The organism is Pectobacterium peruviense (assembly GCF_003312355.2).
Classification (GTDB): domain Bacteria; phylum Pseudomonadota; class Gammaproteobacteria; order Enterobacterales; family Enterobacteriaceae; genus Pectobacterium; species Pectobacterium peruviense.
In genome coordinates this window covers 1,171,272-1,186,171 of the sequence record NZ_CP161826.1, presented here as the reverse complement: position 1 = coordinate 1,186,171, position 14,900 = coordinate 1,171,272, and the positions used below count along the sequence as shown (strand labels likewise).

Here is a 14,900-nt window from a genome sequence, read left to right as displayed (position 1 = left end):
AGAGATGTTTATTTGGCCACAGTTTCTGTGGCCTTTTCTTTTTAATGCGTCGCCAGATAATCGTCAAAACCCATCGTATCTTCAGACTCAATCTGACGCTGGCGCTGCCAAGAGCGTTCGCTCTCAGCGGCCAATTGTTCTTCCGTCAACACCTGCAACGGCTCACTGCTGAGCATTTTGCGGTATTCTTCCGCTAAATTCAGCCCAACGCTACCATTGCCTTCTTGCTTCATCAACGTTAACAGTCGGCCAGAGAACGTCGTTTCGGGATCGTCAAAACCAACGAGTAGCTCATCACATACCTGCTGATAATGTGGTTGATCGTTTTCCGCGTCCAGCACTTCCGCAACACGACGTAAATCCGCAAACAGGGATTTTCCCACCTCAGCAATCGGTTGTTGGATGGTTTCACACCGCATACCTACCGTTTGCCCTGGCTTACGACCTTCAAGGATCACGCGATTCCAGTTTTTACGTGTACACAGTAGTTCATCCGCGCTCATTTCTGGCGCATCCGCCAACGCACACCAGATCAGGAATAAATCCAGGAAACGCACCTGACTTTCACTCACCCCGGTCGGAGAGAACGGGTTGATATCCAGCGAGCGGACTTCGATATATTCGATCCCACCACGCAGTAAGGCATCCGATGGCGTTTCACCCGCACGCGTCACACGCTTAGGACGAATTGGCGCATAGAGCTCGTTCTCAATCTGCAAGACGTTCGTATTCAATTGTAGATAACGACCATCCTTCTTCATACCAACCTGAGCATATTCCTCAGACGGCGTTTTTATCGCACGTTTTAACGCGGCGACATAGGTGTCCAGATCGTTAAACGTAATTCCCAAGTTGCTCTGTGATTTATTGGTATAGCCTAAATCACTGAGCCGTAGAGAGGTCGCATAAGGCAGGTAAAGCATGCCTTTTTCAGTACGCTCAAACGGCAGTGCAGTTTCTCGCCCTCTCAGGAAAGAAGAACAGATCGCCGGAGACGCGCCAAACAAGTAAGGGATAACCCAGCCAAAGCGGTAATAGTTACGAATCAGTCTGAAGTATCCCGCAGATATGGCTTTTTTCCCGCTTTCTGCGTCAGCGACGCCTTCTCGCGCCTGCCAGAATGACAGCGGAAGAGAGAAGTTATAATGCACGCCGGAAATGGTCTGCATCAATGCGCCATAGCGATTTTTCAGCCCTTCACGGTAAAGCGTCTTAAAACGCCCGACATTTGAAGAGCCATACTGCGCCAACTCTATATTTTGCTCGCTGTCGATAAAGCACGGCATGCTCAATGGCCACATCCTTTCATCGCCCAGATTACGGGAAACGTGACGATGAATATCGCGCAGGAACGTCAGCAAGTGATCGACATCTTTGTCGACCGGCGTAATGAACTCCAACAGCGCTTCTGCAAAGTCCGTCGTAATCCATGGGTGTGCCAACGCAGAGCCCAATATTTCAGGGTGCCCTGTCGTAGCAAGATGTCCGTCTGCTGTTACGCGCAATGTTTCGCGCTCAATTCCACGCTGAATACCCTTCACTGCCAATGGGTGTTTTTCCAGCCAAGAAAGTGCTTCTGAAATGTCCGGGATCAAATCGACCTCCCGTTGTTAAAATGTAATGGTTGTAAGCATAATTGAAACTCAGCAGCACTCACCAGTTTGCATTGCAACCTGGCTAAGACCACCACGCCATACCCTGTAACGTTATACCTGCTAATACGATATATCGTAGCGCTTTTCCAATTCCGATAAAAACCGCCGATTTCACCCAGGGCATACGTAACCAACCCGCTAACACGCACAATAAATCGCCTACTACCGGCACCCAGCTAAATAACAGCGCAGCGCAACCATAGCGCTGTAACCAGCGCATGGCCACCGTATACCCAGCTTGTTGTTTTGGTTGAGGGAGTAAGCGCCCTATAAAAATATTTGTTAACCCACCCAGCGTATTTCCTACCGTTGCTACTGTGATCAACAGGTAGGGCTTTGCGCTGTCAGCCAGCAATAATGTCACCAGCAGAACTTCCGAACTGCCGGGCAACAATGTTGCGCTGAGCAGGCTACTCCAGAAAAGAGAAAAAACGGCCCAGAACTCACTCACAATGTTCGGACATCAACCACGGCCATATTGGCTCGCTTAGCGGCTTCAACACCGTAATCGGCATCTTCAAACACGATGCAGTGTTCCGGTGCGACAGAAATCAACGCTGCGCAACGCAGAAAAGTATCGGGGAAAGGCTTATGCTGCGTGACATCATCAGCCCCAACGATCGCGTCAAAATAGTCATGCAGACCCAAATGCGTGAGTAATCTGTCTGCCATACCATGCGTGCTACCCGTGCCGACCGCCATAGGACGACGCCCGCGATAATGTTTAACAACATCAATCAGCGGCAGTGGTTTCACAGTATCTAGCAGCATTTCCTCAACAATGGCGTTTTTTTCCGCGGCCAGTTGGTGAGCATCAATATCAGCCTGATGTCTGTCGATAATACGCTGCGCAATACGCCAGGTAGGCGAACCGTTCAATGCGGTCATGGCACTGGCATCATAACTCATACCATATCGGGCAAGAACCAGATCCCACGCTTTATGGTGCGTCGGCTCTGTATCAAGCAGGGTGCCATCCATATCAAAGATCAGCCCTTGATAGCGATCGTACATCATGACTCCATGACCACTGAAAAGAGAGCTTACTTTATCGTAAAGTGAAAACGTTGTCGCTTACTCAATAACCTTATAAAAAACAGGTAATTACCACTATAGGAGTAAAGCAGTCTTCATTTATACGTAGGTTCAATCTCAATATATAGGCAGGAGAAGAGATAAGAGTTCATGCAGGAGCATGCTTAGAAAAATATCGGTCTGAATTAGCAGAACAAGAAAACAGTGACGCTGTAGCGCTGAAAGTATAGAAGAGAGCGAAGTGGTAAAACAAAGATGGTGCTTCTGAGAAAAATTTTCTACTTAATCTTTAAACGCCTTCGCTTATACGAAGCTATTCAGTTAGCAGCTAGACAAGAAAAAATAGTAATTTATTTACGTCAGAATATGGTGCATCCGGGAGGATTCGAACCTCCGACCGCTCGGTTCGTAGCCGAGTACTCTATCCAGCTGAGCTACGGATGCAGAGTGTGGTGCAGAAATATGGGGTGAGCAATTAAACGAGATACTTAAGAATGGTGCATCCGGGAGGATTCGAACCTCCGACCGCTCGGTTCGTAGCCGAGTACTCTATCCAGCTGAGCTACGGATGCATTACTAATTCTTCATCTACGACAAAACTTGCTTTTACTAATACTACTTGCCTTGCAAAGGCAGTCTTTAATGGTGCATCCGGGAGGATTCGAACCTCCGACCGCTCGGTTCGTAGCCGAGTACTCTATCCAGCTGAGCTACGGATGCATATTAAATGGCGGTGAGGGAGGGATTCGAACCCTCGATGCAGCTTTTGACCGCATACTCCCTTAGCAGGGGAGCGCCTTCAGCCTCTCGGCCACCTCACCTTACATTACCTGTTTCGCTACTAAGTACTTCTTGTTAGTGCTCACCGGTACTGCGTGGCGCACATATTACTTTCCCAGACTTATAAGTCAAACAATTTTTCCCACCTTGCGTTCGTTTGAACAATTCGCATCCAAGACGCGCACTTTCACAACAAAAAGTCTGTTTTATCGACAGAAAAACAGACGGTTACCTTGCGACAATAAGCGCATAGTAAAAGTCGATGCATCGATAAATGTGTGGGGGAAAAGCAGGAAATAACAATTGCGTCCCGCGAACACGAGACGCATTGTCAATCAATATGACGTAGGTTGAGATTTTTCTGCCTGAATACGCTGATAGATCTCTTCACGGTGGACAGAAACCTCTTTAGGCGCATTAACACCAATACGCACCTGGTTGCCTTTCACTCCTAATACGGTAACCGTTACCTCATCGCCAATCATGAGGGTTTCGCCAACTCGACGAGTCAAAATAAGCATTCTTTGCTCCTTGAAAGATTATAAAGAGTCGGGTCTCTCTGTCTCCCCGCCATTATCCATCATGTGCCGTGAAAACGTAAACCTAGACGATGGTATAACCACCATCACACTCCGGTGTCACTACTTGTTAGTTTAGTCGATATCAGTAGCTTGTGCTTTTGTTATCACAACAACAGGACTGAGCATATAAAGCTTCAGAATATCTGAAGGTAACACACTTTATATCCTGTTTGCCGGATCCTTTTCCGCAGACAAAAACGCCACAACCAGAAAGTTATGGCGTTTTGTTGGATAACGCGAATAAAACGTTATCTATCGTTTATAGCTTCGCAGCAACCCAAGATTCAACGCTCGCCAGTGCAGCAGGTAACGCAGATACGTCTGAGCCACCAGCCTGAGCCATATCTGGACGACCACCACCTTTGCCGCCAACCTGCTGGGCAACAAACCCAATTAGCTCCCCAGCTTTTACGCGATCGGTCAGATCTTTCGTTACACCAGAAATCAAGCTAACTCGGCCTTCTGACGCCGTTCCGAGAACGATAACAGCAGACCCAAGCTGATTCTTCAGGTCGTCAACCATCGTGCGCAGCAGCTTAGGATCTACGTTGTCCAGTTGCGTAACCAGCAACTTCACACCGTTAACCTCTTTTGCCTTGCCGGACAGTGACGAACTTTCCTGCGCCGCTTGCTGAGCCTTCAACTGCTGAAGCTCTTTCTCTAACGCGCGGGTACGATCTAGAACAGAGCGTACCTTATCCGTCAGGTTGTGACTATCCCCTTTCAGCAGTTGCGCAATGTCCTGCAGAACGTCGCTTTGGCGGTGCAGCGCGGACAGCGCATTCTCACCCGTGGTCGCTTCGATACGACGCACCCCGGCAGCAGTACCCGATTCAGAAATGATTTGGAACAGACCGATATCACCGGTACGACTTGCGTGCGTGCCCCCACAAAGCTCAATGGAGAAATCACCCATCGTCAGAACGCGGACATGATCGTCATACTTCTCGCCGAACAGCGCCATCGCGCCCTTCGCTCTCGCATCATCCAACGCCATAACATCCGTTTGTACGGTAAGATTACGACGGATTTGTGCGTTGACGATATCTTCAACCTGACGAATCTGTTCAGGTTTCATCGCTTCCGTATGTGAGAAGTCAAAGCGCAGATAGCTGTCATTAACCAGAGAACCTTTCTGTGCGACATGATCGCCCAGAACCTGACGCAGCGCAGCATGCAGCAAGTGCGTCGCGGAGTGATTCAGACGAATGCGCTCGCGGCGTTGGTTATCAACATTCGCATCGACACTGTCGTTAACACGCAGCGTACCCTGCGTCAGTTTACCAACGTGGCCGATTGCCTGACCGTATTTCTGCGTATCCTGAACGGCAAAGCTAACGCCTGCATTTTTCAGTTCGCCCTGATCGCCAACCTGACCGCCGGATTCACCATAGAACGGCGTTTCGTTCAGAATCACTACCGCTTCATCACCTGCCGCGATCTGATCAACCGCGTTCCCATTGTGATAAAGCGCAATGACTTTTGCTTGCTGCTGCGTTTTTTCATAGCCGCAGAATGGCGTATTCTCATCTACACGGATGAGGCTGTTGTAATCCACACCAAATCCACTGGCATCACGCGCGCGCTGGCGCTGAGCCGTCATCGCAGCTTCAAAGCCTTCTTCATCGACTTTCAGGCCACGCTCGCGGCAAACGTCCGCCGTGAGGTCAACAGGGAAACCGTAGGTGTCATACAGGCGGAAGGCAGTTTCACCATCCAGCGTATCCCCTTTCAGGTTTTTAATTTCTTCGTCTAGCAGAGACAAGCCACGTTCCAACGTGCGGGCAAACTGCTCTTCTTCCATCTTCAGCGCCTGCTCAACCACAGACTGCTGCTTTTTCAACTCTTCAGCCGCCGGGCCCATGACTTCAATCAGCGGCGCGACCAATTTGTAGAAGAAGGCATCCGTAGCGCCCAACATATTGCCGTGACGCGCAGCACGACGGATAATACGACGCAGAACATAACCCCGATTTTCATTGGATGGCATCACGCCATCGGCAATCAGGAATGCACAAGAACGGATATGGTCGGCAATAACACGTAATGATTTATTGGTTAAATCCGTTGTACCGACGGCTTTCGCTACCGCAGCAATCAGCGTTTTGAACAAATCAATGTCATAGTTTGAATTGACGTGCTGCAACACGGCAGAAACACGCTCTAATCCCATACCGGTATCGACGGAAGGTTTCGGCAGCGGCAACATTGTGCCATCAACCTGACGGTTGAACTGCATGAATACCAAGTTCCAGATTTCGATATAGCGATCGCCATCTTCATCAGGGCTTCCCGGCGGGCCACCCGCGATGTGCTCACCGTGATCGTAGAAAATCTCGGTACATGGACCACACGGCCCCGTTTCGCCCATCTGCCAGAAATTATCAGACGCGTAAGGCCCGCCTTTGTTATCACCAATACGAATAATTCTTTCGTGCGGTACGCCAACTTCATCAGCCCAAATGTTGTAGGCCTCATCATCCGTTGCGTATACCGTTACCCACAGTTTTTCTTTCGGCAGGTTGAACCACTGGGGCGAGGTCAGCAATTCCCACGCATAGCGGATCGCATCATGCTTGAAGTAATCACCGAAGCTGAAGTTACCCAACATTTCAAAGAAAGTGTGGTGGCGTGCGGTATAACCTACGTTTTCCAGGTCATTATGTTTACCACCGGCACGCACACAGCGCTGTGAGGTCGTCGCTCGGACATAGCTGCGTTTATCCAGCCCGAGGAACACGTCTTTGAACTGATTCATACCCGCATTGGTGAATAACAATGTCGGATCGTTGTTCGGCACCAGAGAGCTGCTATCAACAACCTGGTGTCCCTTACTGTGGAAAAAATCGAGAAACGCTTGACGGATCTCAGCGGTGCTCTTGCTCATAATTGTCCTGGAATCAAGCTAGAAGAACAGATCGCGGGCAAGGTTAGTCCAGCATGCTGACGTTACCGAGCAACTCACGAACAAAAAGTGGGAATAAGATAAATTTTCTTCGCTGGGAAGTAAAATCCCGTGTGCGTTCAATCTGAAAAATTCGTATAAATTGACTGGATTTCTTCATGAAAGAAGCCACGATAGAGCAGATATCGCTGATGTTTGACTTTGTCTTTCCATTCATCGGACAGGGGATGTCCGAATTTTCGTTCCACAACAGATTTCGCTAGCGCGCACCAATCGATATCACTCTCGTTCAATGCCATGGCTAACGTTGTCTTATCGATTCCTTTCTGGCTTAGCTCCATTCTAATCCGTTGGGCACCGTAACCTTTACGGCTCCGGCTGCTGATATAACGGCGAGCATAGCGCGCATCATCCAGCCAATCGTGTTCTTTGCAGTAAGCAATGGCAGCTTCTATGTCTTCTGTCGCAGCTCGGGCAGCGGCTTCATCTGCTTCACTTTCCGTACTTTCTGACTTATATAAATACGCCGCACATTTGCGGCGTATTTCGGTTTCACTATAATCGCGAACAGAAAGCACGTTCATCGCATAGCGTAATGGTTTATTCATCCATCTATCCGCTGAAGTGTTCTGTCACAGATAATTCAACCACCCTTAAAACTCTTCATTGCCTTCACCAGCGAATTCGCCTTCGTCATGGCTATTTCCCGCTGCGGCAGGCGTCAGCTCATTACCTTTATGCAACAGCATTTCACGCAATTTCTTATCCAGTTCAGCAGCAATCGCTGGATTCTCTTTCAGGAAATTACAAGCATTCGCTTTACCCTGACCGATCTTGTCGCCGTTATAGCTATACCAGGCACCCGCTTTTTCGATGAGTTTGTGCTTCACACCCAGATCAACCAGCTCGCCGTGGATATTGATGCCTTCGCCGTACAGAATTTGGAATTCAGCCTGTTTGAACGGTGCTGCCACTTTGTTCTTCACGACTTTCACGCGAGTTTCGCTACCGACAACCTCTTCGCCTTCCTTAATAGCGCCAGTACGACGGATATCCAGACGAACAGAGGCATAAAATTTCAGTGCGTTACCACCAGTAGTGGTTTCAGGGTTACCAAACATCACACCAATTTTCATACGGATCTGGTTGATGAAGATCAGCAGCGTATTGGCTTGCTTCAGGTTACCCGCCAGCTTACGCATAGCCTGGCTCATCATACGTGCCGCAAGGCCCATATGAGAGTCACCGATTTCACCTTCAATTTCAGCTTTTGGCGTCAAGGCTGCAACTGAGTCGACAATGATAACGTCAACAGCGCCAGAGCGTGTTAGCGCATCACAGATCTCCAGCGCTTGCTCACCCGTATCCGGCTGAGAACACAGCAGGTTATCAATATCTACGCCAAGCTTTTTCGCATAAATCGGGTCTAACGCATGTTCAGCATCGATAAACGCACAGGTTTTACCTTCGCGCTGAGCAGAAGCAATCACCTGTAAAGTCAGCGTGGTTTTACCAGAAGATTCAGGACCATAAATCTCAACGATGCGGCCCATAGGTAAACCGCCGGCACCTAAAGCAATATCAAGGGACAAAGAGCCTGTAGAAATGGTTTCAACATCCATTGAGCGATCTTCGCCCAACCGCATGATAGAACCTTTACCAAATTGCTTTTCGATTTGGCCCAGTGCTGCCGCAAGTGCCTTTTGTTTGTTCTCATCAATAGCCATTTCTGCTCCTGTCATGCGGCGTAAAGCTACTGTCTCTACGCGGCGGCTTAATCATGAATTGCTGAATAATTACTGACATTATACTGTATACACATACAGCATCAAGGTTATTTTTTCAGAAACGCGTCGAGCACCGTTTGCAGCGCAAAATGGACCGATTGCAGACGTACCGCGTTTCGGTCTCCGTTGAACCGCATTGTCCGAGCGAATGCCCCCCCCTGCTTGTCGGTGAAGCCGAACCACACTGTGCCGACAGGTTTCTCTTCCGTCCCCCCGTCTGGCCCAGCAACGCCGCTGATCGATACGGAAAAATCTGCATCGGCGGCCTGCAAAGCCCCCGCGGCCATCTCATTGACGACGTTTTCACTCACTGCGCCATGTCGTTCCAATGTGTCTGCGCTAACATTGACCAGACGCTGCTTAGCCAGATTGCTGTACGTTACAAACCCGTAGTCAAACCAGCCAGAGCTGCCCGCAACATCAGTAACAGACTTAGCCAGCCAGCCTCCAGTGCAGGATTCTGCACACGTCAACGTGGCACCACGCGCTTTCAGTTTCTCGCCCACCAAAGCACTCAACCGTAGAATGTCAGCTTCCGTCATTGCTGCCTCATCTTAATCAAGGATTGTTTGGTCAGGGTAACACTTTTACCCGAAAAAGACGCCCCGCTGCACGGTATGCGAGGCGCATAGCAAAGGCGATGAAAAAGGAATGAAAAACGAGGAAAAGCCGTATAAAACGCCGTCGAATAATCAAGCAGACAACAACATTGTCTTAATAGATTAAGGTTCGACGGAAAGACTGAGGGATTGGAGGAATTAATAATGACAGTCTGATTTACATACAACCCGCACAACTAGTACATCGCCAGTCCTGCTTATTTATAGCCTGAAAAAAATATCTAAAATAACACTCTTCGATAGGGATATTGTTCTCTTCAAAACTATCGGCAAGCCAGTCGATATTTCCAAGAATCCAATCATCCTCATCTAATCCGTCTCGGTAGAGTTCATCATCAGGATCAATGATAGAGTAGATCCCCATCGTTCCCATATGATTTTCTTTATATTTTTCCGGCAGCGCGAAGTCTTTTTCTTTATAAGATATTAGCCAATGGCCGTGACAAAGCAGGTTACCATTACGGCTCCACTTGGCAACAAATGGATTATTCATTTTTATTCCCACCAGCATAAAAGCTGGCTATAAACGTATCACGACATAGCTAAAAAGTAAATCATCCACAATCAGCACATTATTTATAATTCAAAACACATGGATAAATAACTATTACATCTTAATAGGTACAAATCTATTAACGATAAATTGACCAATATCAATTCGCATAAGAATAAAATACCTAAATAGGGAAATGAAAATAAAAAAAAGCCCACTAAAAATAGTGGGCGGGGTACTGCTATTATTGTTATGTAAAAACCCTGGTGTTTTGCGGCACTTCATTCGGCTTCTGTCTGATACTTACAGTACCGAATGAACATTAACGCAACATTAGCCGCGTAAAAGTTCGAGCTATTGCTGCAATAGCCTGCACCCACACTATCGCCACCCTATCCAACTTTGCTTCGCTGGGCGATATCGGTCAGAATGGCGTATATATGCCCATTAAGGGGTAACAATCCATTAGGGAGGATGACGGGTGTTTCCCTCTTTCTTAAGAAAAACCGCAGCGAAAAACGGCAGTTATGCCAATGAAATCAGCAGCAGCATTACGATTAATCGCCCGGCAGAACGCTTGTTTGATCTTTGGCGCAAACCGGAAACGTTGCCGATTCTGATGGGTCATTTCGCCAGTATCGAGATACTGAACCATACCGATTCCAACTGGCGAATTAACACACCGATTGGCGCACTCATTGAGTGGCAGGCTCGCATTATTGACGAAAAACCGGGGGAATATATCCACTGGCGTTCTCTGGAAGGAGCACGCGTTCCCAATGAAGGTCGACTGTCTTTTCACCCTGCAGCGTCGGAAGCGGGTACGGCTGTGACGCTGACGATCCGCTATAATCCCCCAGGAGGCTTGATCGGGAAAAAGATCGGCCAAATGTTCGATATGTTTTCTCGCGATATGCTGACGAAAACACTCTATCGTTTTAAGAAATTAGCGGAGGATGAGCCGGCCTAAGCTGCGCCAGACACCATAGCGACAGGTCATTACTGACCATTTTCCTGAACTGACGAAAACGACCCAATAAAAGGAACGTAGAATGCTGGAATTGATTCAAACCATTGGTCTTGGTCTGGTGTTAATCCTGCCACTCGCGAATCCACTGACTACGGTAGCGGTATTCTTGGCAATGTCCGGCAACATGAGCCAAGGGGAGCGAAATCGTCAGATCTTTCAGGCCTCGCTCTATGTCTTCATCATCATGACCGTCGCGTACTACGCGGGCCAAATCGTTATGAACACTTTCGGGATTTCCATTCCCGGATTGCGTATTGCTGGTGGGCTCATTGTGGTCTTCATCGGCTTTCGCATGCTTTTTCCCCAGCAAAAGCCAGAACACGCGCCTGAAGTCAAAAGTAAAAAAGAAGAAATTGACGACAGTTTCTCAGCCAATGAAGTCAATATCGCCTTCGTTCCACTGGCTATGCCCAGCACAGCGGGGCCCGGCACCATTGCCCTCATCATCAGTTCTGCCTCACAGATCAAGAGCGGCGTAGACATCACGCCATGGGTTGTTACCGTTGCCCCCGTACTCACTTTTATGTTGATCAGCCTGATCGTCTGGCTCAGTCTGAAAAGCTCTGGCCTGATTATGCGCCTGATCGGAAAAAGCGGTATTGAAGCCATTTCACGGTTGATGGGATTTTTGCTGGTTTGCATGGGTGTGCAATTCATCATTAACGGCACACTGGAGATCGTGCATTCCCTCCATTAAGCTGAAGTAGTGGAGATCTTGCATGTTGCAAGATAGTCCAATTAGCGTCTATAACTTTGAATAGGAGGAATTTATTCAACGGCCGCAAGGGATGTTCAGCCCGTGTTACATAACAAATTTTCATAAAAACAAGAAAGATTAAATTTGCTTACCTAGCGGAAAGTAGGTGCGGACACCATGAAAATAAGAAAGCGGCTCCCAATCAATTTACGTTCGCTCATTTTATCCCTCGCGATTATCAGCATGGTGATTACGCTGACGAATGCCTATATCGCCGTTTACAACGTACAAAAAAAGCTCATTACCGATCAGATACTTAATTCAAACCTTAATTACTCCACCAAATTGGCTGCCACCACCGAAAGTTTTTTATCCTCCGCGCAGCAGGAACTAGCCTACAGCGCGACATGGATTGCAGATAATTTTAGTAACGATAATGCGCTGTTAGAGAAAAGCGAACAGGCATACCACATGAGCCAAAGCTTTAATTCTATTTTTATTGCGGACAGCCAGAACCGCATACGCGCGGTTTACCCAACGTCACTCAACCTAAAAGGAAGCACGCTGACCTCAGATGCCAGCAAGTTGGCGTTGACGGAACAGAAGCCGCTAATCAGCCAGCCTTATATTTCCGTGACGGGGAATCTACTCGTATTGATTTCCTCCCCCATAAAAGACAAACAGGGAAATTATCTCGGTTACATCGGCGGAACAATTTATTTAAAAAGTAAAAGCTTCTTGAACGAATTCATGAATACCCATTTCTATAATGATTACTCCAGCGTTTATGTCATCGATAAAAACGGCGTGGTTCTCTATCATCCGGATAAACAGTGGGTCGGCAAATCCATCAGTGACAAGAAAATCAAAGACGTATTTCAGAACAAGAAGAGTGGAACTCTCGCCATGCCCGACATGCAAGGTACTCCGTCTCTGGTTGGTTTTGATACAGTAGAGTCATCTGGCTGGGTGATCATTACCTTACATCCTTCCCAAAACGTGATCGATTCAATTAACGGCGTCATGCGTTCCGTCTTATATGAAGGTGCGCCGGTAATGCCATTAACGCTTATTGCTCTCACCCTACTCGCCTTTTATATTGCCAACCCTTTACGTTTGCTGGCAGTTTCAGCCAGCAAAATGGAGGAACACGGCGTCATTGAAAAAATTAAGAAAGTTCCCTCATGGTACTTTGAAGTCGATCAGCTAAAACGCGTTATTCTTTTTGGTACGGTGTTACTGCACAAGCGGATTGGAAAACTGAGTTTACAGGCCCACACCGACCCGCTCACTGGGTTACTCAATCGCCGTGGCATCTATGAAAATATTGAACTCATTCTGTCAAAAAGTAATCAGGTTGCAGCCATCGTGATTGATATCGACCATTTTAAACGCGTGAATGATACCTACGGACATAATATTGGCGATGACGTCATCAGACTGCTGGCTAAAAACATAAAACAAGGCTCACGCGGATCCGATCTGATTTGTCGCACCGGCGGGGAGGAGTTTCTGGCACTCCTGCCCGATACGGACATGAAGCAAGCCACTGAGATTGCCGAACGGCTGCGTAAAAAAGTTGAAAAAATGCCGCTGCCAATTCCTGAAAACATCACGATTTCATTAGGCGTCACCTGTTTTATTCCAGGAACGGAGCAAATCGATAGCGTGTTGAAAACTGCGGATGACGCACTCTATCAGGCCAAGCATGAAGGCAGAAATCGGGTCGTTACCAAAATAGTCCCCGATCATTCAATCCAAAACGACACGGTATAGATACGTTCAGCGCGAATACCGCTAGCCAGAACGCAGGCAAAAAAAACCCGCACAAGGCGGGTTAAGGTCATTCTAATGACAGGGATGGTTAACTACACAACACTCACAGAGATGTGAGGTACTGACAAGGGATGCAAGGACTATAGCAAGCCAAATGTATAGTATTGTCATCAGCAAGTAAGGTTAATCTGTCGGTTGTAAAACAACATTGGCGATGCTTCTCTCTCGCAATATCTTGCTATTTCAGCCTGCTTTTCCGATCATAATTCCGCTTTTTTTGTGCCCATAAGCACAGCCAGCAGGGCCAAAATTGCTAACGCGCTGGCAAGCCCCCCAACCATCAACCACCCTCCCTGATGCCATGCAGCCATCGCAACTGAGGATCCTCCCGCGCCACCCAAAAACATACCGCCCATGAACACAGTATTGATTCGTCCTCTGGCAGCATCACCAAGCCCATAGATCACATGCTGATTGGCAATTAACGCACTTTGAACACCAAGATCGAGCAGGACAACGCCGATAATCAGGCCAATAACAGAATCGAAACCGATGAATATCCCCCATGACAGCAGCGTCAGGAGTACTCCAACGATCACAACAGGACGGCTACCGATTCTATCGGCCAATCTTCCCGCTAGCGGAGCAGCAAAAATACCCGCCACACCAATCACACCAAACAGGCCCGCGGCAGCGGCCCCCATTTGAAAACGTCCGCTTTCCAGATACAGCGCAAGCACGCTCCAGAACGCGCTGAACGATGCAAACAGCAGCGCCTGAATCAGCGTGGCTTTGCGCAATGCGCGTTCATTCCGCCACAGCGTCACTAGCGAACGCATCAGATCACGGTAACGAACGACTTGATTCGAAGGTGAGGCCGGTAACATTCTTCCCATCGCCCACGCGCCCGCCAGTGCCAGCGGTACGCTCAACCAAAACATCGCACGCCAGCCTGCGCTTTCCGCCACAAGACCCGCAACCGTACGGCTAAGCAGGATGCCGCTCAGCAACCCGCTCATCACCGTCCCGACAATCGCGCCGCGCTGTTTCGCATCAGCAAGTGCTGCGGCAGCCGGAACAATCTGCTGTGCGGCGGTAGCCCCAAAACCGATGAGCAGCGAAGCACTTAATAAGGTGAAAGCTGATGTCGACAGTGCAGCAAACGCAGAAGCCAACGCCAGCATCAAGAATTGCCACACAATCAGCCGACGGCGATCAAACTTATCACCGAGTGGAACCAGCAATAGCAGCCCCAAGGCATAGCCCAGTTGCGTTACCGTTGGGATGAGTGAGGTCGCACCGCTCGACGTAAAGCTTTCGCTAATCACGCCCAACATCGGTTGGTTGTAATAGATATTGGCAACAGAAATACCACTGGCTGCCGCCATTGAGAAAATCAATACCTTGCCGGGAGCATGCGGTGTTCTGACATCGGCTTCGCTGGATAATGTACTCATCGTCATACCTGTCTGTGTGTTTCCTGCCGGAAGTCGGCAAGCGATGAGTGCAGCATAAGAGGCGGTAATCATTCCCAGTAGAGA

The 14,900-nt window shown here is 48.4% G+C and carries 13 protein-coding genes and 4 tRNA genes; 3 read left to right on the top strand and 14 right to left on the bottom strand.

All coding sequences use genetic code 11. The annotated features are described in order from the left end of the window. Positions 1-41 precede the first annotated feature (41 nt). The 13 genes from gshA to DUT67_RS05260 form a co-directional block, all read right to left on the bottom strand. Complete coding sequence (gshA, locus tag DUT67_RS05320) at positions 42-1,595, bottom strand: glutamate--cysteine ligase (RefSeq protein ID WP_113625547.1); 1,554 nt, start codon at positions 1,593-1,595, stop codon at positions 42-44. An 82-nt stretch (positions 1,596-1,677) separates the two neighbouring features. Then, entirely contained in the window at positions 1,678-2,106 is a 429-nt protein-coding gene (locus tag DUT67_RS05315) for a YqaA family protein (protein WP_048261749.1), read from the bottom strand. After that, positions 2,103-2,669 (bottom strand): fructose-1-phosphate/6-phosphogluconate phosphatase, encoded by a 567-nt coding sequence (gene yqaB / locus DUT67_RS05310; protein ID WP_113625546.1) that lies wholly within the window; start codon positions 2,667-2,669, stop codon positions 2,103-2,105. The genes DUT67_RS05315 and yqaB overlap by 4 nt, the downstream gene beginning before the upstream one ends. A gap of 388 nt (positions 2,670-3,057) precedes the next feature. Beyond that, positions 3,058-3,134: transfer RNA gene (locus tag DUT67_RS05305), tRNA-Arg, on the bottom strand. A gap of 51 nt (positions 3,135-3,185) precedes the next feature. Next, positions 3,186-3,262, bottom strand: a tRNA-Arg gene (locus DUT67_RS05300). Positions 3,263-3,333: 71 nt separating this feature from the next. Beyond that, positions 3,334-3,410 (bottom strand) — tRNA-Arg (locus DUT67_RS05295). 8 nt (positions 3,411-3,418) lie between these two features. Further along, positions 3,419-3,511, bottom strand: a tRNA-Ser gene (locus DUT67_RS05290). 294 nt (positions 3,512-3,805) lie between these two features. Beyond that, entirely contained in the window at positions 3,806-3,991 is a 186-nt protein-coding gene (csrA, locus tag DUT67_RS05285; protein ID WP_005972168.1) for a carbon storage regulator CsrA, read from the bottom strand. Positions 3,992-4,310: 319 nt separating this feature from the next. After that, positions 4,311-6,938, bottom strand: coding sequence for an alanine--tRNA ligase (alaS, locus tag DUT67_RS05280; protein ID WP_113625545.1), 2,628 nt, complete (start codon positions 6,936-6,938; stop codon positions 4,311-4,313). A gap of 137 nt (positions 6,939-7,075) precedes the next feature. Then, a complete protein-coding gene (recX, locus tag DUT67_RS05275) occupies positions 7,076-7,564 on the bottom strand; it encodes a recombination regulator RecX (protein WP_113625544.1) in 489 nt (162 codons plus the stop codon). 45 nt (positions 7,565-7,609) lie between these two features. Beyond that, a complete protein-coding gene (gene recA, locus DUT67_RS05270; protein ID WP_048261760.1) occupies positions 7,610-8,683 on the bottom strand; it encodes a recombinase RecA in 1,074 nt (357 codons plus the stop codon). Positions 8,684-8,790: 107 nt separating this feature from the next. Continuing rightward, positions 8,791-9,285 carry a nicotinamide-nucleotide amidase gene (gene pncC / locus DUT67_RS05265; RefSeq protein ID WP_113632987.1) on the bottom strand — a complete coding sequence of 165 codons (495 nt, stop codon included), beginning with the start codon at positions 9,283-9,285 and terminating at the stop codon, positions 8,791-8,793. Positions 9,286-9,520: 235 nt separating this feature from the next. Continuing rightward, positions 9,521-9,856: a hypothetical protein gene (locus DUT67_RS05260; protein WP_048261765.1), complete on the bottom strand. Its 336-nt coding sequence runs from the start codon at positions 9,854-9,856 to the stop codon at positions 9,521-9,523. Between the two features lie 481 nt (positions 9,857-10,337). Here DUT67_RS05260 and DUT67_RS05255 point away from each other — a divergent pair, with 481 nt between their 5' ends. The 3 genes from DUT67_RS05255 (at position 10,338) to DUT67_RS05245 (ending at position 13,359) form a co-directional block, all read left to right on the top strand. Continuing rightward, positions 10,338-10,826, top strand: a complete 489-nt coding sequence (locus DUT67_RS05255; protein ID WP_113632986.1) for an SRPBCC family protein — start codon at positions 10,338-10,340, stop codon at positions 10,824-10,826. An 82-nt stretch (positions 10,827-10,908) separates the two neighbouring features. Continuing rightward, on the top strand, positions 10,909-11,583 hold the full coding sequence (locus DUT67_RS05250; RefSeq protein WP_048261769.1) for a MarC family NAAT transporter: 675 nt from the start codon (positions 10,909-10,911) through the stop codon (positions 11,581-11,583). A gap of 177 nt (positions 11,584-11,760) precedes the next feature. Next, a complete protein-coding gene (locus DUT67_RS05245) occupies positions 11,761-13,359 on the top strand; it encodes a sensor domain-containing diguanylate cyclase (protein WP_113632985.1) in 1,599 nt (532 codons plus the stop codon). 260 nt (positions 13,360-13,619) lie between these two features. On the opposite strand, the gene DUT67_RS05240 is transcribed toward DUT67_RS05245, so the two are convergent. Further along, positions 13,620-14,816 carry an MFS transporter gene (locus DUT67_RS05240; protein ID WP_189339552.1) on the bottom strand — a complete coding sequence of 399 codons (1,197 nt, stop codon included), beginning with the start codon at positions 14,814-14,816 and terminating at the stop codon, positions 13,620-13,622. Positions 14,817-14,900 lie beyond the last annotated feature (84 nt).